We start from the raw sequence: 18,146 nt of genomic DNA on the forward strand, positions 1-18,146 counted from the left end.
AGACTCCCCGATGCGGAAGATACTCATAGTCGGAGCCGGCCAGTCCGGTCTCCAGCTCGCCCTCGGCCTGCAGTCGCAGGGCTACGAGGTCACCCTGATGTCCAACCGCACGGCCGACGAGATCCGCTCCGGCCGGGTCATGTCGACGCAGTGCATGTTCCACACCGCGCTCCAGCACGAGCGTGATCTGGGCATCAACTTCTGGGAGTCCCAGGCCCCGCGCATCGAGGGCCTCGGCGTCTCCGTCGCGGGACCCGAGTCCCAGCGGGTGATCGACTGGGTGGGCAAGCTGGACGGCATCGCCCAGTCCGTCGACCAGCGGGTGAAGATGGCCGGCTGGATGGAGACGTTCGCCCAGCGCGGCGGACAGCTCGTCATCCACGGTGCGGCCGTCTCCGACCTCGACTTCTTCTCGCGCACCTATGACCTGGTGCTGGTCTCGGCGGGCAAGGGCGAACTGGTCTCCATGTTCGGCCGGGACGCCTCCCGCTCCCCGTACGACGCCCCGCAGCGCGCGCTCGCCGTCGCCTATGTGCACGGCCTCGGCCCGCGCCCGGAGCACCCCGACTTCGACGCGGTGCGCTGCAACCTGATCCCCGGGGTCGGCGAGCTCTTCGTGATGCCGACCTTCACCACCAGCGGACGGGCCGACATCCTGTTCTGGGAGGGCATCCCCGGCGGCCCGCTCGACGCCTTCCAGGGCATCAAGGACCCGGCCGAGCATCTCTCCCTGACGCTCGAACTCATGGAGAAGTTCACGCCGTGGGAGTACGCGCGGGCCACGAAGGTCGAACTGACCGACGCGGGCGGCACGCTCTCCGGCCGTTACGCCCCGACGGTGCGCAACCCGATCGGCCGGCTGCCCGGCGGCGGTCTGGTCCTCGGTGTCGCGGACGTCGTCGTCGCCAACGACCCGATCACCGGTCAGGGCTCGAACTCGGCGTCCAAGTGCGCGGCCGCGTATCTCTCCTCGATCGTCGAGCACGGTGACAAGCCGTTCGACGAGGCCTGGATGCAGTCCGCCTTCGACCGCTACTGGGACACGGCCCAGCACGTCACCAAGTGGACGAACGCCATGCTCGGCGTCCCGCCGGAGCACGTGCTCAACCTGATCGGCGCCGCGGGGCAGTTGCAGCCCGTGGCCGACCGGTTCGCCAACGGCTTCAACAACCCGGCGGACTTCGAGAACTTCTTCTTCGACCCCGCGCTCACCGAGGCCTATCTGGCCGAGGTCGCCGGAGCCTCCGGGGCCTCCGCCTCCGAGTAGCCGGTGTCCGGCCCCGCCGTGGCACCCTCCGGGAGCCGCGGCGGGGTGTACTCCTCCAGCGGGCTCCCCTTCGGATCGGGCCGCACCGCGCCGAGCAGCGGGTTCGCCGCGATGGGGGAGACCTTGACCGTGGCCCCGGGACGGGGCGCCTGGATGACCATGCCGTCGCCCAGATAGAGGGCCACATGGGTGGCCCCGGGGAAGTAGATCACCAGATCCCCCGGGCGCAGCGAGCGCAGAGGGACCTTGGGGAGTTCCTCCCACTGGTCCTGGCTGGTGCGCGGAATGGCGCGTCCCGCCGCCGCCCAGGCCTCGGAGGTCAGCCCCGAGCAGTCGTACGAGCCGGGGCCCTCCGCGCCCCACAGATACGGCTTGCCGATCTGCTCCACCGCGTACCGCAGCGCCTTGCCGCCCTCCTCGGTCGGCATTCGCTCCCCGTCGAGGACCCCGGAGGCGAGGATCTTCTCCTGCGCCTCAGCGGTGTCCGACTCCTCCAGCGCGGTCAGTGCGGCGACCTCCTCGGGGGAGAGCGAGGCGAGCATCTCCTCGACGGCCTTCAGCCGGACGGCCGCCGTGTCGCGGGCCCGCTTCTGCCGGGCGGCGAGGGTCTGCTCCTTGTCGAGCGCCGCACGGGAGGCCGCCGCGAGTGCGGACGCCCGCCGGGCACCCTTCTCCAGCCGGTCGGTGGTCGCCAGCCGGTCGGCGGCCGCGCGCTCCATCAGATGATCCTCGTCCAGGGCGTGCTGGGGATCGGGGGCGAGGAGGAGCCGGACGTAGGCGGAGAGTTCGGAGCGGCCCTGGTACTGCTCGCGGGCGAGCCGTCCGGCGTCGCCGCGGCTGTCGGCGAGCGCGTTGCGGGCCGCGGCGAGCTCACGGCCGAGGGCGGCGGTCCGGGCCTGCTGGGCCTTGAGCTGCTCCTCGGTGGCGTTGTACGCCTCGCCGGCCTCCTCGGCCTGTACGTACAGCGTCCGGAGCCGGGTGAGCATCTGCGGGACGGTGGTGGGCGCACCCGCCGCGCTCCCGGAGGTGTCGGCCGTGTCGTCCCTCCCGGCCTCCGGCCCCCCGGTCTCCAGGCTTCCGGTCTCGTCCGGCGGATCGTCCGCACTGCCGTCCACCGGCTCGTCGCCGGTCCCGTCCGCCGGCCCGACCGCTCCGGCCGCGTGCCCGCCCGGCGGATCCGGAACGGGTTCCGCCGCGGCCGGTACCGCCGCGATCACCGTCGCCGCGGCCAGGGCCGCCGTGCAGACCGTGCGCAGCAACCTGCCTGACACGTCATCACCTCCGGCTGCGGGGTGGGCATTCCGCCCCACAGCCGATCGTGCGTGTGCACAAGCCGGAGCGCGCTGCGAGTGGTCGATTCAGCGCAATGCCGTCATCCGTCGAGGGGGAGTGCGCGCGCCCTACGGCGTGTCGGGGCGGCGGCCGGGCTTCGACCAGGGCCACTTCAGTTCACGGCGTTCCTTGCCGCCCGGTGCGTACTCGTACTTCCAGCCCCGCTGGAGACCGAGCCGCTTGGTGTAGCCGGAGGGGACACGCCGGTATGTGTGCACCGTCGGCGGGGCGCCGTCGTCGTCCGGCACGGGGACCTCGTACCACTTCGGCGGATGTCCGGTCGGTCCCACCAGGATCGGCAGTACGCGACCGTCCAGCGGCCCGCCCACGAAGGGGGTGTTCTCACTTCTCACCCGGTCAGTGTCTCCCGTGGCTCCGGCCCGTCCGTCACCGGGCGCGCCACGGCGCGGCCGGCACCCGTGGGAGTGCGGCCGGGGGCCCCGTCCGGCGGACACCGAGCACTGTTTCGAACGGATCCCCGTACCTGACTCATTGACAGGCCAAATCCCCCGCGACTACTTTCGGCCCAGGCCGAAACAGCCGGGCTCCCGTCGCTCCCTTCTCAGCAGGCCTTCCGGAGGCCCCCATGAAGACAGGCTTCACGCGCGCCACCGCTCCTCTCGCTCTGTTCATGCTCGCCGCCTCGCTCTCCGCGTGCGGGGGCGGCGGCTCGGGCTCCGACTCGGACGACGTCACCGTCTGGATGTACCCGGTGATCGCCGACCCCAAGGCCAACGCGGCCTACTGGGACGGAATCGAGAAAGCCTTCGAGAAATCGGCACCGGGGACCAAGCTCACCGTCGAGCAGCAGCCGTGGGACAACCGCGACCAGAAGATCGCCACCGCGTTCGGCGGCGGCAAGGGCCCGGACGTCGTCCTGCTCACACCGGACCAGATCCCGCAGTTCTCCGCCGGCGGCGCCATCACGCCCGTGGACGCGGCGCTGAAGAACAGCACCGACAAGTTCCTGCCCGCGACCCTGGCCGCGATGAAGCAGGACGGGAAGATCTACGGCGCGCCGATCTACCAGACCGTCACCACCACGGTCTACAACAAGAAACTGCTCGCCTCGGCGGGGGTCGCCACACCACCCGGCACCTGGGACGAGATCAAGGCGGCCGCCCCCAAGCTCAAGCAGAAGGGCGTCGCCATACTGGACTACTCGGCGAGCCCCGAGGCCTCGCTGAACCTGAACTTCTACCCGCTGCTGTGGCAGGCCGGCGGCACCGTGTTCGATGAGTCCGGCAAGAAGGCGGCGTTCAACAGTGCGGCCGGTGTCGAGGCGCTCACCTTCCTCACCGACCTGTGGAAGGCCGGCTCGGTCCCCAAGTCCGCGATGACGAACACCAACCTCCTCGCCGACCACGCGCTCGGCAAGCAGGAGGCGGCCATGGGCTTCTCGGTCGTGCTCGCCGACGCCGAACTGGCCGCCAAGACCTGGGGAGCGGACAACGTCGTCGTGGGCGCTCCGCTGAAGGGCCCCGCCAAGGAGATCGCCTTCGGCATCCCGGGCGCCCTCAGCGTCAACGCCAAGTCGAAGAATGTGGACGGCGCGCAGAAATTCCTGGAGTTCATGACCCAGCCTGAGCAGATCCAGTCGCTCGGCAAGGCCAGCGGCTACTTCTCGCCCCGTACGGACGTCCATGTGCCGAACACCTCGCCGTACGCGAAGCAGTACCAAGCGGCGCTCGCGGCGGTCTCACCCGGTGAGCCCAACCCCGCGGCCCGCCAGCTGATGGGTCTGCTCGCACCTGAGATCCAGGCGGCGCTGACCGGGAAGAAGAGCCCCAAGGACGCGCTGGACGACGCGGCGAAGGCGGCCGACGACCTGCTGGCACGGCAGCGTTGAGCGAGGCGGCCACGGGCAAGGCCCTCCCGCGCACCACCGAAGCGCACGAGAGTGTCGCGCCCCGGCCCGGACGGCGTCAGGGGCGGCGGCGCGAGGCTCTCGTGGGCTTCGCGTTCATCGCCCCGATGCTGGTGCTGTTCATCGTCTTCCGGTTCGGGCCGACGATCGGCGCCGCCTTCCTCTCGCTCACCGACTACCGGCTCAGCGGCGAGTGGGAGTTCATCGGCGCCCGGAACTACACCCGGCTGTTCGGCGACGCCCTGTTCTGGGAGAGCCTCGGCGTCACCGCGATCTACACCGCGGTCTACGTCCCGATGACGGTGCTCCTCGCCCTCGGCACGGCCGTGCTGCTGCACCGCACGGTCTGGATGCGGGGCTTCTTCCGCGGGGTGTTCTTCCTGCCGTACGTCACCAGCATCGTGCTGGCGGCCGTCATCTGGAAGTGGATCTACGAGGTCGACGACGGCCTGCTGAACGCCGCGCTCGGCGCCATCTCACTCGGACCCGTGGACTTCCTCGGCGACGAGAATCTCGTCCTGCCCTCCATCGCCGCCACGGCGGCCTGGAAGGGCTTCGGTTACACCATGCTGATCCTGCTGGCCGGGCTCCAGTCCATCCCCCGCGAGGTCACCGAGGCGGCCACCGTCGACGGCGCGAGCGCCTGGCAGCGCTTCCGCTGGGTGACCCTGCCGATGCTGCGGCCGGTGCTGTTCTTCGTCCTCGTCATCGAGGCGATCCAGGCCTTCCAGGTCTTCGACGCGATGTACGTGATGACCGGCGGCGGCCCTGTCCGCGCCAGCTACTCGCTCGTCTACTTCCTCTACGACTCGGGCTTCAAGTACTTCGACTTCGGCTACGCCAGCGCGGTCGGCCTGATGCTCTTCGTCGTCGTCCTGATCTTCTCGCTCATCCAGCGCCGGCTCATCGGCAGAGAGGTGGACTGATGGGCCGGCTGAGACTGCCCGTGCTGCTGGTCCTGGTCGCCTTCGTCACCATGGCGCCCTTCGCGGTCATGGTGCTCGTCGCGTTCGCCCCGCCGGAGGGCTCGACGCTGCCCGGGGCCCTGGACATCACCCGCGCCACCTGGCAGAACTTCACCGACGTCCTGGAGGGTGCCGACGTCACCCAGTGGGCGGTGAACTCGCTGATCTACTCGCTCGTCTCGGTCGTGCTCATCCTGTTGTTCTCCTCGATGGCCGGGTACGCCTTCGCCAAGAAGCGCTTCCCCGGCCGCGAGGTGCTGTTCTGGGCGTTCCTGGCCACCCTGATGGTGCCGTTCCAGGCGACGCTGATCCCGTACTACATCCTGGTGTCGAAGATGGGCGGGGTGGACACCTACTGGGGACTGATCGTGCCGACGCTGGCGAACTCCCAGGCAGTGTTCCTGATGCGGCAGTTCATGTACCAGCTGCCCGACGAGCTCTTCGAGGCCGCGAAGATCGACGGGGCGTCCGAGTGGCGCATCTACACCACCATCGTGATCCCGCTGATCCGGCCGATCCTCGCCACCCTCGGTGTCTTCGTCTTCCTGTGGCACTGGAACGACTTCCTCTGGCCTCTCGTCATCGGCCAGTCCTCGGACATGCGGACCCTCACGGTGGGCCTCGCCACGCTCGCCGGCCAGGACGTCACCATCAACCAGATCATGGCCGGCGCGACCATCACGGTGATCCCCTGTCTGCTCGTCTTCGGGCTGCTCCAGCGCTATCTGACGGACTCGATCGCCACCTCCGGCCTCAAGTCGTGACCGTCATCGACATCAACCGGATGCTCGGCCCGCTGCCGTACGACGAGGTGGCGAGCCGGGACCCGGAGGGACTGGCCGCGGAACTCGACCGTCTGCACATCGACAGCGCCTGTGTGGTGCACACGCACGCCGTGTACGGCGACCCCCGGGACGGCAACGCCTCCCTGGCGGCGGCGCAGGGGCCGAGACTGCGGCGGGTGCCCGTGCTGATCCCCGGCCCGCTCGGCACCGGTGACGTCCCCGCCGGGCGGCTGGTGCGGCTGTGCCCCGGCGAACACCGCTGGTCCCTCACCGGCGAGCACTCCCTCGCGCTCGCGGCCGAACTGGCGGGCAGGCGCGCCACCGTACTGCTCGCCTGGGAGACGGTGACCGCCGCCGAGGTGCGCCGGTTCGCCGACGCCCGCCCGACCCTGCGGATCGTCCTCACCGGCACCGGCTACCGCAGCATGCGGGAGCTCGCCGAACTCATGGACGTCCACGAGGAACTGTCCGTGGACACCTCCACACTCGCCGGGCACCTCCAGGTCGAGTGGTTCGCCGCGCGCTACGGCGCCCGGCGTGTCCTCTTCGGCACGGGCGCCCCGGTCACCGACGACGCGGGACCGCGCTACCAACTGGACACCCTGGACCTGCCGAAGTCCGACACGGCCCTCATCGCCGGCGGCAACGCCCTGCGGCTGCTGGACGAGCACCCGTGAGCGTGATCGACGCGCACGGCCACCTCGGACGCTGGCCCGCGTTCGCCGTCACCGACGGCTCCGCGCGGAGCCTGCTGGCCGTGATGGACCGCTGCGGCGTCACCACCGCCTGTGTCTCGCACCTCCTCGCGGTGGGCCCCGACGCCCGCGCCGGCAACGCCCTCCTGCTCGCGGAACTCGCCCGCCACCCCGGCCGCCTCCTCGGCTACGCCGTCTTCCACCCGCACGACCCCGAAGCCCCCGAGCGGCTGCGGGACCTCCTCGAGGCCCCGGGCGTCATCGGCGTCAAGCTCCACCCCGAGGTCCACGAACTCCCACTCGACCACCCCGCGTACGCCCCCGCCTTCGAGATCGCCGCCGGGCGCGGGCGCATCGTCCTCGCACACAGTCAGTACCGCTCCGCCTGGTCCGACCCCGCCCGGTTCGCGGCCGTCGCGCCGCGCTACCCCGAACTGCCCCTGTTGATGGGCCACTCGGGCCTGTGGACGGACGGTTTCGCACCCGCCGCCGAAGCGGCCGCGCGCTGCCCCAGCCTCGTCCTGGAGACCTGCGGCTCCCGGATGACCGCACGCCATCTCGTCCGGCTCGTCGCCGAGGCGGGCGCCGAACGCATCGCCTTCGGCTCCGACGCCGTCTTCCTCGATCTGCGCGTCGGACTGGGGCGCGTACTGCTCGCGGGCCTCGCAGCCGCCGACCGGCAGCAGATCCTGCACGGCACGATGAACCGACTGCTCCAGGGGCTGCGATGACACCCGTACGCACCGAGGGCTGGCCGCAGTGGCCACCGCCGGCCACCGACGAGCAGCGCGAACGACTGCTGCGGGTCCTCGACGGCGGCCGCTGGGGAGCGACCGCCGGCCATGGCGAGGACTCCCTGGTGGCGCGGTTCGCCGAGGACTTCGCCACCGGCGTCGGCGCCGCCCACGGGGTGTGCACGGTGAACGGGACCGTGGCGCTCTTCCTCGCGCTGAGGGCCCTCGGCGTACGGCCCGGGGACGAAGTGATCGTGCCCGCCTACACGTTCGTCGCGACGGCCACAGCCGTCGTCCTCGCCGGGGCAGCGCCCGTCATCGCCGATGTCACCGACACCCTGCACCTCGATCCGTCGTCCCTCGCACGGCTGGCCGGACCGCGGACCAGGGCCGTCGTGCCGGTGCATCTCGCCGGCGCACCCGCGGACACCGAGGCGCTGAGGACTGCCGCCGAGCACCACGGTCTCGCCGTCGTGGAGGACGCCGCCCAGGCCCACGGCGCCCGCCGGCACGGGCGGCCCGCCGGGACACTCGGGGACGCGGCCTGCTTCAGCTTCCAGTCCAGCAAGGCGATGACGGCGGGGGAGGGCGGCATCGTCGTCACCGGCGACCGCCGGGTGTACGAACGGCTGTGGGCGCTGCACAACGTCGGACGCCGTGCCGACGACGGCTGGTACGAACACCCGGAGCTGGGCTGGAACCTGCGGATGACGGAGTTCCAGGCAGCCGTCCTCGGTCCCCAGCTCCCGCTGCTGGAGGGCCAGATCGACCACCGCGAGGCACGAGCGGCCACCCTCGCCCGGGTGCTGGACGAGGTCGAAGGACTCTCACCCCTGCCCGAGCCCGCCGGGACGACCCGGCACACCCGGCACCTCGCCCTGCTGCGCTACGAGGCGGCCGCGTTCGGCGGCCACCCCAAGGCGGTCTTCCTCGCCGCGATGAACGCCGAGGGAGTGCCGCTGGACACCGGGTACCGCTCCCTCACCCGGGAGCCCTCCCTCGCGCCCTACGCCGCGGCGATCCGTCCCTGCCCGGTCGCCGAGGCGGCCGAGGACTCGGTGGTCTGGGTCCGCCAGCCGATGCTGATGGCGGACGACGCGGCCATGGCGGACATCGCGCAGGCCGCGCTGGTGGTCCAACACGCCTTCAGAAGACGGCCGCTCAGGCGCTGAGCCGGGTGATCACCTCGGTGCTCAGGCGTTGAGCCGCGGGAGCACCTCGGTGCCGAACGCCTCGATCGCGCCCAGCGCGTCCTTCTGCGGCATCCCCGGCGGCTGGATGCGCAGCACCACCCCGTCCGCGCCCATCTCGCCGTAGGCCCCCAGCCGCTGCACGCACTGCTCCACCGAGCCGATCACCGAACGCGCCTCGATGTCGTCCCACTGCTGGGCGTAGCGGGCCGCGTCCGCCGAGGTGCGTTTCCAGTCGCCGTACGCGTCGTACAGCTCCCGCAGCGGCGCCTCCAGAGCACCGCGGGCCTGCTGCGAGGTGGCCGCGGCGAAACCCTCGCGGCAGACGATGACCTCGGAGCCGAGGCTCGCCGCGCCGCGTGGGTACGAGCGGTACTCCGCGATCTTCTCGGGAAGTTCGGAGTCCAGTTCGTTGAAGGACGTCGTCCAGCCGTCGCACATGCGGGCCGTGCGCTCCAGAACCGCCGAGACCCGCCCGCCGTTCCAGATCCGCGGGCGCGGTGACTGCACGGGCCGCGGCGAGAGGAACGCCTTGTCGAGCGAGGTCCAGCGGCCTTCGTGGCTCACCTCGTCCTCGGTCCACAGCCGGGTCACCAGCTCCAGGCACTCCTCGAACCGGGAGACGCGCTCGCCCGGCCGGGTGCCGTACAGCGCGAACTCCTCCGGCCGGTAGCCGAGGACGAACCCGGCCGTGAGCCGGCCGCCCGAGAGCACGTCGATGTGCGCCAGCGTCTCCGCGAGCCACACGGGCTGGTAGACGGGCGCGATGAGCCCCGCGGTGGCGAGCCCGATCCGCTCGGTGTGCGCGGCGAGATACGCCAGTGAGGTGACGGCCTCGTGGTATCCGGGCCGGTGCAGGTGGCGCTCGCCGAGCACCACCCAGTCGAAACCCGCCTGCTCGGCCAGCCGGACCTGCTCCACCGCATCGGCGAGCCGGGGCCGGTCCGCCTGGTCCGCGTAGAGATTGACGTACAGACCGAGACGCATGGGGCGCTGGGACATTCTGGCTCGCCTTTCCTTTACGGTCCGGGCCGTAAAGGCTAGCGTGTCGGGAACGACCGCAACAGACGGGAGAGACCGCCCATGTCTGCGACCCAGACCCTGGTGCGCGGACTGCGCGGCACCGTGGTGCCCGCAGTGGCGACCCCCATGGATCCCCGGGGAGTCGTGGACTTCGATGCGCTGCGCGGCTACGCGGAGCGGATCGCGGCCGCACGCATCGGAGGCGTCGCCGTCTGGGCGCACACCGGCCGCGGTCTCCATCTCCGCGAACCGGACCGCGCGGACGTCCTGCGTGTCTGGCGGGAGACGGTCGACGGACCGATCGTGGCAGGCGTGGGGGTGCCACGATCGGTCCGCGCCACCACCCTGCGGGAAGCGTGGGACGCCACCGTCGGCATGGCCGTGCAGGCGGCCGGACTGGGCGCCGACGCGGTCATGGTCTATCCGCTGGCACAGTTCGCCGAACGCCCCGAGGGCGAACGGGAGGCCGTACGCCTGCACGAGCGGGTGGCCGAGGCCTGCGGGCTGCCCGTGCTCGGCTTCTTCCTCCACGGCGAGGCCGGCGGCTACCCCTATCCGCCGTCCCTGATCCGCCGGCTGCTGGCCCTGCCGTCGGCCGTGGGGGTCAAGCTCGCCACCCTGGACCGCGCGATGGCGTGCCAGGACGCGATCCGCGCGGCCGAGGGCAGCGGAAAGCTCGTCGTGACCGGCGAGGACCGGATGTTCGGCCCGTCCCTGCTGTGGGGCGCCGACTCGGCCCTGGTCGGCATCGCCGCGGCGCGCGTGGGTCTGACGAACGCGGTCCTGGACGCGTGGACGGCGGGCGACCACACCGCGTTCGTCCGCGCGTCGGGCCGCCTCGACCGTTTCGCCGAAGCCACGTTCACCGCCCCGATCGAGGGCTATGTGCAGCGGATGCTGTGGGCGGCGGTGTGGGAGGGCCTGCTCCCCGAGTCGGCCGCGCACGACCCGTACGGGCCGCGGCTGCCGGAGTCGGAGCGGACGACGGTCATCAGGTGCCTGGAGTCCCTCTCGCAGGAGAAGGACTGAGGCCTGCCCGCACCGCACCCGGCCTCTGCCGACCGCCCCGCCCCGCCCAGCCGCCCCGGCCCCGTCCTGCCCAGCCGCCCCGGATCGGCTACGGCGCGGCAGCCACTGCCGGGCGCAGCTCCGGGAAGAGCGTCAGCGCGTTGCGCCACAGCACCATCTCCCGCTCCTCCTCCGAGAAGCCCGCGTCCCGGATCACGCCCAGCGACCAGCACGGATCGATCAGCGTCGCGTCGGTGCCGAACAGCATCCGCTCCACCGGCACCCCTGCCTCCCGCGCATAGGCCACCCGTCCCGCGTCCACCGCCGTACGGCAGTGCTCCAGATACAGCCGGTCGCAGCCCGCCGCCGCGTGCGCGGCCTCACGCCAGGCGTCCCCGCCCGCATGGCCCATGATCACCCGCAGCCCCGGGCGCTCCGCCAGGAGTTCGGGCAGCAGGGTCACCTCGCGGCCCCAGGTGTGCAGCAGCAGCGGTACGCCCGCGTCCGCGACCGCGTCGAAGGCCTCCGCCATTTCGCGGGTCCCCGGCAGCCGCCCGGGGTAGTGGGTGTGGATCTTCGCCCCGACGAACAGCCCGGTGCCCAGGCACCGCTTGAGGTCCGCCGCGCTCTCCTCGATCCGGTTCGGGTTCACCACCGCGTACCCGCGCAGCCGCGGCCGGGTCTCCAGGACCTCCCGCAGCGCCGCGTTCCCGGCGACCGCGTCGAGGACCACCGCCTCCGACGCCGACACCAGCTGGACGTCGATGCCGTAGCGGTCCATCTGGCGCAGATTGTTGTCCGCGTCGCCGCAGGTCAGATGGAACTGCCAGCGGCCCACATGCGCGTGCACATCGATGATCGGCATCAGACGAGCAACTCCTCGATGTTCTTGGTGGAGATCGCGGCACGGTCGTCGTCGGAGATGTCCGCGTAGCGCAGCCGCAGCGTCAGGGGCGAGATGTCCATGAAGGGCGTGCGCGAGCCGAAGACCAGATGACGGGAGCCCACCCCGTCGACGACGCGCTCGATCGAATCGCATCCGGACAGCAGACGCGTGGTGACCCGGAACCCCGGCTCGTCACGGGCCATCAGCAGGAAGTCCGCCAGCAGATACGCGTGCAGATCCAGGAAGATCACCTCAGCGCCCCGGTCGGCGAGCGCCGGTCCGAAGCGGCGCGGGTCCCCGTCGTGCAGGAGCACCATCCCGCGTTCCAGGGCCAGCTTCACCACCCGCCGGTAGCCCGGGAAGCCGGGCTCGGCCGCCTGCTCGACGGTGAACAGCCGCAGGAACCGGACCCCGTCGGCCGCCAGTTCGTCCAGACGGTCCTCTGCGGTGAGCGCGTCCCGGACGTCGACCGTGCCGACGGGCAGCAGCTCCGGGCAGTCCGCGAGATCGCGCACGGTCTCGGCGTTGCCCGCGCCGTCGTGGAAGAGGGGCCCCCGGGTGGAGAGCGCCAGCGCACCGGCCACGGGGGATTGGTCCAGGATCGAGCGCACCTCGGCGAGCCCGAGGTCCCGGTCGTGCCGCGGCCAGGGCCCGTACAGCACATCCACGTCCCAGCCGATGTGCTCCGCCGGCGTCGGATGCAGCCACTCGTACGTCTGTGTCGCGCTCATCGTGCTCCCACCTCGCACAGGGCCCGCGCGATGCGGTCCACGTCGTCTTCGGTGTACGCCTCGTTCCACGGGAGCACGAGCAGCGTACGGTCGATCAGCTCCTCGGCCCGGGGGCACAGGCCCGGCGGATACCCGGGCATGGCCGGGTTGGCGTACAGCGGCCGTTCCAGATAGCCGGGAACCGACGGGATGCCCAGATCCAGGAGCCGCTTGCTCCAGCGGGCGTTGTCGTCGACCAGGAGCGGCACCACCCACCAGGCGTGGCCCTCCCGGCGCTCCGGCATCCGGCAGTCCCGCAGGCCGTCGATCGCCGCGGCCAGCTGCCCGGCCCGCCGGCGCCGGCGCGACACCACGTCCGCCACCTTGCCCAGCTGGGCCCGCGCGACCGCGGCGACGAGCTCCGGCATCCGGTAGTTGAGGCCCATCCGGCGGTGGATACGGCCCTCGGCGCGGTCCCAGCCCTTGTCCATGAACAGCCGCATCCCGCGGGCGAGCTCCGGGTCGTCGGTGACGGCCAGCCCGCCGTCGCCCGCGGTGATGTGCTTGAACTGCTGGAGGCTGAAGCAGGCGATGTCGCCGAGCGTGCCGAGCAGCCGGCCCTCCTCGTCCTCGCCGAGCCAGGCCTGGGCGCAGTCCTCGATCAGCACGAGCCCGTGCCGGTCGCAGATCGCGCGCAGCGCGACGATGTCCGCGGCGGCGCCGAAGAGATGGACGGCGATGACCGCCTTGGTGCGGGGGGTGATGGCCGCCTCGACCGCCGCCGGGTCGAGGTTGCCGTCCTCGGCCCGTACGTCGGCGAACTTGACCCGCGCCCCCTGGGCCATGACGGGTGCCACCGTGCCGAAGTCCGAGATGGGCGTGGTGACGACCTCGTCGCCCGGCCCGGCCCCGGCCGCCGCGACCGCCAGGTGCAGGGCGGCCGTACCCGAACTGCAGGCCACGGCCTCCCGCCGGGAGTACAGGTGCGACATCTCCGCTTCCAGGGAGCGTGCTTCACTTCCGAAGGAACTGCACAGCACCGCGGAGTCGAGGACCCGCAGCACCGCGGCCCGTTCCTCATCGCCGAAGGTGCGGCCGCGCGGATCGAGATCTGTGGGCAGTGGCATTTCCCGTTCGGGCATCGGGGCACTATCCTCTCCGCAAGTGTGCGGTTATGGCCTGGGCCGAAATTAGGCCCGTGGGTTGGTGGGCGTCAACCTCCGGCTGAATGTGTCGTACCCCCTCCCACCACTCCAGCAGAACGGAGACCGGCCGATGGCTCTCACGGTCGGCGTCATCGGTCCCGAGGACCTTGTCCACAAGGTGGTCGCGGTAGGCGGCGCGTCGGGCGCCGAGCGCCTCGTGCCCCTCGCGTACCGGCACGAGGACGAGACCCTCGGCATGGTCGCCCGGGCCCAGGCGGAGGCCGACGCCCTGCTGTTCACGGGCGTCGTCCCGCACACCCTCGCCGCGGCGGCCGGCCTGCTGGACCGGCCCGCGATGTACGTCCCGTACAACGGCGCGACCCTGCTGCGCGCCCTGGTGGAGCTGCTGCGCCTCGGCCACGACGTCTCCCGCATCTCCATCGACACCCTGCGCCGCAGTGAGGTCATGGAGACGCTGACCGAGGCCAAACTGCCCACCGAGCATGTGCACGTCCTGCCCTACCGGCCGGGGCTGACCTCGCAGGACCTCGCCGACTTCCATCTGAACGCGCGCGACAAGAAGCAGGCACGCGTCGCCATCACCTGCCTCGGTTCGGCGTTCCACCTCCTCGAACACGAGATGCACGCCGTCCGGCTCGCCCCCTCGCGCCATTCCATACGCTCCACGCTCCAGGCGCTGGTCCTCGCCACCGCCGGAGCGCACAGCGGCGACGCCCAGATCGCCCTCGGCATCATCGATCTGCCCGCGGACGACCGGGAACTCGCCGCCGACCTGCGGGTGCTCGGCGGAAGTCTCGCCGGGCTGCCGGACGGCGCACGGCTGGTCGTCACCACCCGCGGGGTCCTGGAAGAGGTGAGCGAGGAGTTCACCCGCCTCCCCTTCCTCGCCGATCTCGCCGCACGGCACGGCACGGCCCACGTCGGATTCGGTCTCGGACGCACCGCCGCGGAGGCGGAGTCCCTGGCCAGACGGGCCGTCAACCGGGCCCGCTCGGTGGGCGCGGTCGCCGGAGTCGTCTCCATGACCGACGATGTCGACATCGTCATCGACGCGGAACGCACCCCGCCCGTGAGCCCCGCGACGGGTCCGGAGAGCACGGCCACGCTGGCCCGCCGCGTCGGACTCAACCCGAGGACGCTGGACCGGCTGCGGGAACTGGCCGCCGAGGAAGAGGAGGACGGCATCACCGCGCACCGCGTCGCCGAACACCTCTCCGTCCAGCAACGCACCGCCCGCCGCATCCTCAAGCGACTCGAACGCGCGGGTGTGGCGGTCCCCACCGGCAGCCGGCAACTGGGTCAGACCGGCCGCCCTCCGATCGTCTACCGCGTACGCCTCTGAGCCCGCGCTTACGGCCCGGGCCGTAAACCGAAGGAGCCGTGCTTGAAGATCGCCTCGGTCCACACGCGCGTCGTCAGGGCCCCCTACCGACGCCCCTTCGTCATCAGCAGCGGCACCAGCCCCGAACTCGTCAGCCTTGTCGTCGAGGTGCGCACGGCCGACGGTCTGTCCGGCTTCGGCGAGGCCTCCCCGATGACCGCCTACACCGGCGAGACACTCGCCGGACTCGAAGCCGCGCTCACCGACCACGCGGCGCCCGCGCTCATCGGCCGTGATCCCCGCGATCTGGCCGGGGCGCACCTGGCCATGGACCGCGCGATCCGCGGCCAGCACCTCGCCAAGGCCGCGCTGGACATCGCCCTGCACGACCTCTCCGCGCGCGCCGCCGGCCGGCCGGTCCATCTGCTGCTCGGCGGCTGCGTCCGGCCGCGCGTGCCCACGACCTGGGTGGTCGGGCTCGGCACCGTCGACGAGATGGTGAAGGAGGCGGCGGAGTACGCGACCCGGGGCTTCACCCACATCAAGGTCAAGGGGGGCGAGGACCCGGACCTCGACGTCCAGCTGGTGCGCCTCGTACGAGAGGTGCTGCCGGACACGGCCGAGCTCTGCCTCGACGCGAACGAGGGCTACGACCCCGGCACCGCCGGCCGTACCGTCGCCCGGCTGGCCGACGCCGGACTCGATCTGGTCGAACAGCCGCTGCCGCGCTGGGACCTGACGGGCATGGCGGGGCTGAGAAGCAGCGGCGGGGTGCGGGTGATGGCCGACGAGAGCATGCAGTCCCTGCACGACGCGATGGAGATCGTGCGGCGGGGCGCGGCCGACGTCCTCAACATCAAGATCCTCAAGGTGGGCGGTCTGCACCGGGCCCGGCAGATCGCGGCACTCGCGGAGGCGGCGGGGCTGTCGGTGAAGCTCGGCACGATGCCGGAGCTGGGTGTGGCGACCCTGGCGGCGGCGCATCTGGCGGCGTCCCTGCCGCACGCCACGGTCCCGGCGGATCTGGTGGGACCGCTCCTGGTCTCGGAGGAGCCGTTGGCCCCGACGGCGTTCGCCCACACCGCGGACCAGGGCTGGCTGGCGATCCCCACGACTCCTGGTCTGGGGCACGACCTGTAGGAGAACCGGGCAGGCATGCGCGGGGGTCCGGTGCTCTGGGCCGCCCGGCCGGCTACAGCAGGCGCGTCGCGTCGTCCATCACCGGGACGACCCGGCGCGCCAGCACTCCCACCGGTCCCTCGGCGCGCTCCAGACCCAGCAGCGCCGTCACCGCCCCCGCGGTCTCCGTGTCCGTCGCCGCCGTCGCCGTCAGCAGCGCGATCAAGTGGTCGATCAGCCAGTCCCGCAGCTCCTGGGCGGCGGGCTGCTTCCCCTCGTCCAGCCAGATCAGCGACGCCGCCTCGACCGCCGCGATCCACGTCCGCACCATCATCCGCAGCCGCGGGCCCGGACGGTCCGCGCCGAGGTGGACAAGGATCTGCTCGGCGGCGGCCCGCCGGACCTCGTCCACGATCGCGGTCGTGCGCGAGGTCTCGGCCACGCTGCCGCCGCGCAGCAGCGCGCTGAACCCCGCGTCGTGTTCGTCGACAAACACGAGATAGCGGTCCAGCACCCGCGAGAGCCGCTCCGTCGGCGGCCCGGACGGCGGTTCGGTGAAGCACAGCTCCAGCTCGTCGGCCGCCGAGCGCAGGGCCGCCTCGTACAACTGCGGTTTCCCTCCCGGGAAGTAGCGGTAGACGAGGGGCCGGGACACCCCGGCCGCCTCGGCCACGTCGTCGAGCGAGATCTCGCCCGGCGGCTGGTGCGCGAAGAGGGTGAGGGCCGCCGCCAGGAGCTGCCTGCGGCGTTCCTCGACGCTGAGCCGTCGGTACGCACGGGTCGCCGGAGCGGGACTGGTCATGCTCGCAGCGTAACCGCACGGCTCCGGCAGCAGGCGGCGAGCGGGGAAGCCTGACATGGGCCCGGCCGCCTCTCCGGCGGCCGGTGGCACGATGCGGCCGGGCCGCGTGGCCGGGCCGTCGGCTGCTCCGGCGTGCGGGGCCGCGACGTCGACCATGCCGACCCGCGTGGCCGGGCCGTCGACACCGTCCGCCCGCGTGGCCGGGCGGCCGGCGACTACGCCAGCAGGCCCGAGCTCTTCCACAGCCTCCTCCCCGGCCCCCTCAGCACGCCGATGTCGTCCAGGAAGTCCGTGAGGCGCTTGGCGCCCGACTGCATCACCTCGCGACGGTGGCCGCTCGTCTTCACCTGCGCGACGGCCTCACGCCGGTCAAGACCGACGTTCGTGTAGACCTGAGGGTTGATGAAGCAGACGGAGAACACCTTGGCCGCCTCACCGCAGCTGAGCCGGGTGAACTCCTGCTCCCAGCGCGGCGCGGTCACCATCTGGCGCCGCAACTCCTCGCGGGCGTAGCGGACATGGCGTGCCTCTTCGACGACATGGATACGGGTGACGCCACGCACCAGGGTCTGGACGCGCTCGTCCGGGAAGGTGAGGCGCTGCATCCAGTCGAGGATCTCCTCGCCGAGCAGGGTCGCCGCGAACGAACCGGGCGTCGTCGACACGGTCTTCAGGACGCGGGCGAGATTGTGGTAGACCCGCGGCACCGGGTAGGCGGGCGCCCCGCCCTTCTGGATCATCCGGGCGAACATCATCGAATGCCGGCACTCGTCCGCGATCTCGGTGAGCGCGTACCGCACATGGTTGCTGGTCACGGACTTGTCGTAGATGTGCCGCACCAGCAGCTGCATCAGGATGATCTCGAACCAGATGCCCAGCGAGGCGAGCGAAGCCGCCTCGTGCCTGGCCAGGTCCATCCGCTGGTCCTCGGACATCTTCCGCCACAGCGGGGTGTCGTACAGCGACACCAGCTCCGGCGGCCAGAACCACTTGTCGTCCTCGACGGGGGAGTCCCAGTCGAGCTCCTTGTCGGGGTCGAAAGAGTGCTTGGCGGAGGACTCGAGCAGGCGCTCGGCGACCTGTTCACGGTCCCTCAGAGGGCCGAGTGCATCGCGCAGCAGCCGCAAGTCGCGTTCGGTCACGGTCGTCATGGCAGTTATGAGACTCCTTGTCAGTAAGCTCGTCAATCCCTTGCGCACGACTTGTTGACTCTTCGTCTACCAACGTGTGAGCCTGCCAAGTGGCCTTCGGTATACGGGATATGAGGCGAAGGAGT

18 protein-coding genes are annotated in these 18,146 nt (G+C 71.6%); 10 read left to right on the forward strand and 8 right to left on the reverse strand.

The annotated features are described in order from the left end of the window. Nucleotides 1–10 precede the first annotated feature (10 nt). Nucleotides 11–1,267, forward strand: a complete 1,257-nt coding sequence (locus ACQPWZ_RS24615; RefSeq protein WP_340475346.1) for a styrene monooxygenase/indole monooxygenase family protein — start codon at nt 11–13, stop codon at nt 1,265–1,267. Here ACQPWZ_RS24615 and ACQPWZ_RS24620 read toward each other — a convergent pair. Both ACQPWZ_RS24620 and ACQPWZ_RS24625 read right to left on the reverse strand, forming a co-directional pair. Continuing rightward, nucleotides 1,219–2,538 carry an NlpC/P60 family protein gene (locus tag ACQPWZ_RS24620; RefSeq protein WP_433572388.1) on the reverse strand — a complete coding sequence of 440 codons (1,320 nt, stop codon included), beginning with the start codon at nt 2,536–2,538 and terminating at the stop codon, nt 1,219–1,221. The two genes, ACQPWZ_RS24615 and ACQPWZ_RS24620, sit on opposite strands and share 49 nt — an antisense overlap. 129 nt (nt 2,539–2,667) lie before the next feature. Continuing rightward, complete coding sequence (locus ACQPWZ_RS24625; protein ID WP_327680330.1) at nt 2,668–2,952, reverse strand: hypothetical protein; 285 nt, start codon at nt 2,950–2,952, stop codon at nt 2,668–2,670. Nucleotides 2,953–3,185: 233 nt separating this feature from the next. Here ACQPWZ_RS24625 and ACQPWZ_RS24630 point away from each other — a divergent pair, with 233 nt between their 5' ends. The 6 genes from ACQPWZ_RS24630 to ACQPWZ_RS24655 are packed head-to-tail and all read left to right on the forward strand — an operon-like array spanning nt 3,186 to nt 8,817. After that, nucleotides 3,186–4,448, forward strand: coding sequence for an ABC transporter substrate-binding protein (locus ACQPWZ_RS24630; protein ID WP_433572389.1), 1,263 nt, complete (start codon nt 3,186–3,188; stop codon nt 4,446–4,448). After that, nucleotides 4,445–5,392 (forward strand): carbohydrate ABC transporter permease, encoded by a 948-nt coding sequence (locus ACQPWZ_RS24635; RefSeq protein WP_383234396.1) that lies wholly within the window; start codon nt 4,445–4,447, stop codon nt 5,390–5,392. Before ACQPWZ_RS24630 ends, ACQPWZ_RS24635 begins: the two co-directional genes overlap by 4 nt. After that, nucleotides 5,392–6,195 (forward strand): carbohydrate ABC transporter permease, encoded by an 804-nt coding sequence (locus tag ACQPWZ_RS24640; RefSeq protein ID WP_313944142.1) that lies wholly within the window; start codon nt 5,392–5,394, stop codon nt 6,193–6,195. The genes ACQPWZ_RS24635 and ACQPWZ_RS24640 overlap by 1 nt, the downstream gene beginning before the upstream one ends. Beyond that, a complete protein-coding gene (locus ACQPWZ_RS24645; RefSeq protein ID WP_433572390.1) occupies nt 6,192–6,893 on the forward strand; it encodes an amidohydrolase family protein in 702 nt (233 codons plus the stop codon). The genes ACQPWZ_RS24640 and ACQPWZ_RS24645 overlap by 4 nt, the downstream gene beginning before the upstream one ends. Further along, nucleotides 6,890–7,642: an amidohydrolase family protein gene (locus tag ACQPWZ_RS24650; RefSeq protein WP_433572391.1), complete on the forward strand. Its 753-nt coding sequence runs from the start codon at nt 6,890–6,892 to the stop codon at nt 7,640–7,642. Before ACQPWZ_RS24645 ends, ACQPWZ_RS24650 begins: the two co-directional genes overlap by 4 nt. After that, entirely contained in the window at nt 7,639–8,817 is a 1,179-nt protein-coding gene (locus ACQPWZ_RS24655) for a DegT/DnrJ/EryC1/StrS family aminotransferase (protein WP_433572392.1), read from the forward strand. The genes ACQPWZ_RS24650 and ACQPWZ_RS24655 overlap by 4 nt, the downstream gene beginning before the upstream one ends. Nucleotides 8,818–8,838: 21 nt before the next feature. Here ACQPWZ_RS24655 and ACQPWZ_RS24660 read toward each other — a convergent pair whose 3' ends face one another. Next, nucleotides 8,839–9,837: an LLM class flavin-dependent oxidoreductase gene (locus ACQPWZ_RS24660; protein ID WP_340475352.1), complete on the reverse strand. Its 999-nt coding sequence runs from the start codon at nt 9,835–9,837 to the stop codon at nt 8,839–8,841. An 81-nt stretch (nt 9,838–9,918) separates the two neighbouring features. Between ACQPWZ_RS24660 and ACQPWZ_RS24665 the strand changes: the two genes are divergently transcribed. Then, a complete protein-coding gene (locus ACQPWZ_RS24665; protein WP_433572393.1) occupies nt 9,919–10,887 on the forward strand; it encodes a dihydrodipicolinate synthase family protein in 969 nt (322 codons plus the stop codon). Nucleotides 10,888–10,975: 88 nt separating this feature from the next. Here the strand turns inward: ACQPWZ_RS24665 and ACQPWZ_RS24670 are convergent, their stop codons facing one another. The 3 genes from ACQPWZ_RS24670 to ACQPWZ_RS24680 are packed head-to-tail and all read right to left on the reverse strand — an operon-like array spanning nt 10,976 to nt 13,604. After that, nucleotides 10,976–11,731, reverse strand: a complete 756-nt coding sequence (locus ACQPWZ_RS24670; RefSeq protein ID WP_433572394.1) for an amidohydrolase family protein — start codon at nt 11,729–11,731, stop codon at nt 10,976–10,978. Next, complete coding sequence (locus ACQPWZ_RS24675; RefSeq protein ID WP_340475355.1) at nt 11,731–12,483, reverse strand: hypothetical protein; 753 nt, start codon at nt 12,481–12,483, stop codon at nt 11,731–11,733. Before ACQPWZ_RS24675 ends, ACQPWZ_RS24670 begins: the two co-directional genes overlap by 1 nt. After that, the gene (locus ACQPWZ_RS24680) at nt 12,480–13,604 is read right to left on the reverse strand and encodes a DegT/DnrJ/EryC1/StrS family aminotransferase (RefSeq protein ID WP_433572395.1); all 1,125 of its coding nucleotides are present in this window, start codon (nt 13,602–13,604) and stop codon (nt 12,480–12,482) included. The genes ACQPWZ_RS24675 and ACQPWZ_RS24680 overlap by 4 nt, the downstream gene beginning before the upstream one ends. Nucleotides 13,605–13,737: 133 nt before the next feature. Between ACQPWZ_RS24680 and ACQPWZ_RS24685 the strand changes: the two genes are divergently transcribed. Next, a complete protein-coding gene (locus ACQPWZ_RS24685; RefSeq protein ID WP_340475357.1) occupies nt 13,738–14,970 on the forward strand; it encodes a hypothetical protein in 1,233 nt (410 codons plus the stop codon). Between the two features lie 42 nt (nt 14,971–15,012). Next, entirely contained in the window at nt 15,013–16,089 is a 1,077-nt protein-coding gene (locus ACQPWZ_RS24690; RefSeq protein WP_340475358.1) for a mandelate racemase/muconate lactonizing enzyme family protein, read from the forward strand. 52 nt (nt 16,090–16,141) lie between these two features. Here ACQPWZ_RS24690 and ACQPWZ_RS24695 read toward each other — a convergent pair whose 3' ends face one another. After that, on the reverse strand, nt 16,142–16,870 hold the full coding sequence (locus ACQPWZ_RS24695) for a TetR/AcrR family transcriptional regulator (protein WP_433572396.1): 729 nt from the start codon (nt 16,868–16,870) through the stop codon (nt 16,142–16,144). Between the two features lie 215 nt (nt 16,871–17,085). Continuing rightward, entirely contained in the window at nt 17,086–18,021 is a 936-nt protein-coding gene (locus ACQPWZ_RS24700) for an AurF N-oxygenase family protein (RefSeq protein WP_340475360.1), read from the reverse strand. Between the last annotated feature and the right edge of the window lie 125 nt (nt 18,022–18,146).

Source organism: Streptomyces sp. CA-251247, assembly GCF_050952975.1.
GTDB classification, from domain to species: domain Bacteria; phylum Actinomycetota; class Actinomycetes; order Streptomycetales; family Streptomycetaceae; genus Streptomyces; species Streptomyces achmelvichensis.

Coding starts and splice junctions, on each gene's coding strand:
- ACQPWZ_RS24615 (WP_340475346.1), top strand. CDS start 11: ATGCGGAAGATACTCATAGTCGGAGCCGGCCAGTCCGGTCTCCAGCTC.
- ACQPWZ_RS24630 (WP_433572389.1), top strand. CDS start 3,186: ATGAAGACAGGCTTCACGCGCGCCACCGCTCCTCTCGCTCTGTTCATG.
- ACQPWZ_RS24640 (WP_313944142.1), top strand. CDS start 5,392: ATGGGCCGGCTGAGACTGCCCGTGCTGCTGGTCCTGGTCGCCTTCGTC.
- ACQPWZ_RS24655 (WP_433572392.1), top strand. CDS start 7,639: ATGACACCCGTACGCACCGAGGGCTGGCCGCAGTGGCCACCGCCGGCC.
- ACQPWZ_RS24660 (WP_340475352.1), bottom strand. CDS start 9,837: ATGTCCCAGCGCCCCATGCGTCTCGGTCTGTACGTCAATCTCTACGCG.
- ACQPWZ_RS24665 (WP_433572393.1), top strand. CDS start 9,919: ATGTCTGCGACCCAGACCCTGGTGCGCGGACTGCGCGGCACCGTGGTG.
- ACQPWZ_RS24670 (WP_433572394.1), bottom strand. CDS start 11,731: ATGCCGATCATCGATGTGCACGCGCATGTGGGCCGCTGGCAGTTCCAT.
- ACQPWZ_RS24675 (WP_340475355.1), bottom strand. CDS start 12,483: ATGAGCGCGACACAGACGTACGAGTGGCTGCATCCGACGCCGGCGGAG.
- ACQPWZ_RS24680 (WP_433572395.1), bottom strand. CDS start 13,604: ATGCCCGAACGGGAAATGCCACTGCCCACAGATCTCGATCCGCGCGGC.
- ACQPWZ_RS24685 (WP_340475357.1), top strand. CDS start 13,738: ATGGCTCTCACGGTCGGCGTCATCGGTCCCGAGGACCTTGTCCACAAG.
- ACQPWZ_RS24695 (WP_433572396.1), bottom strand. CDS start 16,870: ATGACCAGTCCCGCTCCGGCGACCCGTGCGTACCGACGGCTCAGCGTC.
- ACQPWZ_RS24700 (WP_340475360.1), bottom strand. CDS start 18,021: ATGACGACCGTGACCGAACGCGACTTGCGGCTGCTGCGCGATGCACTC.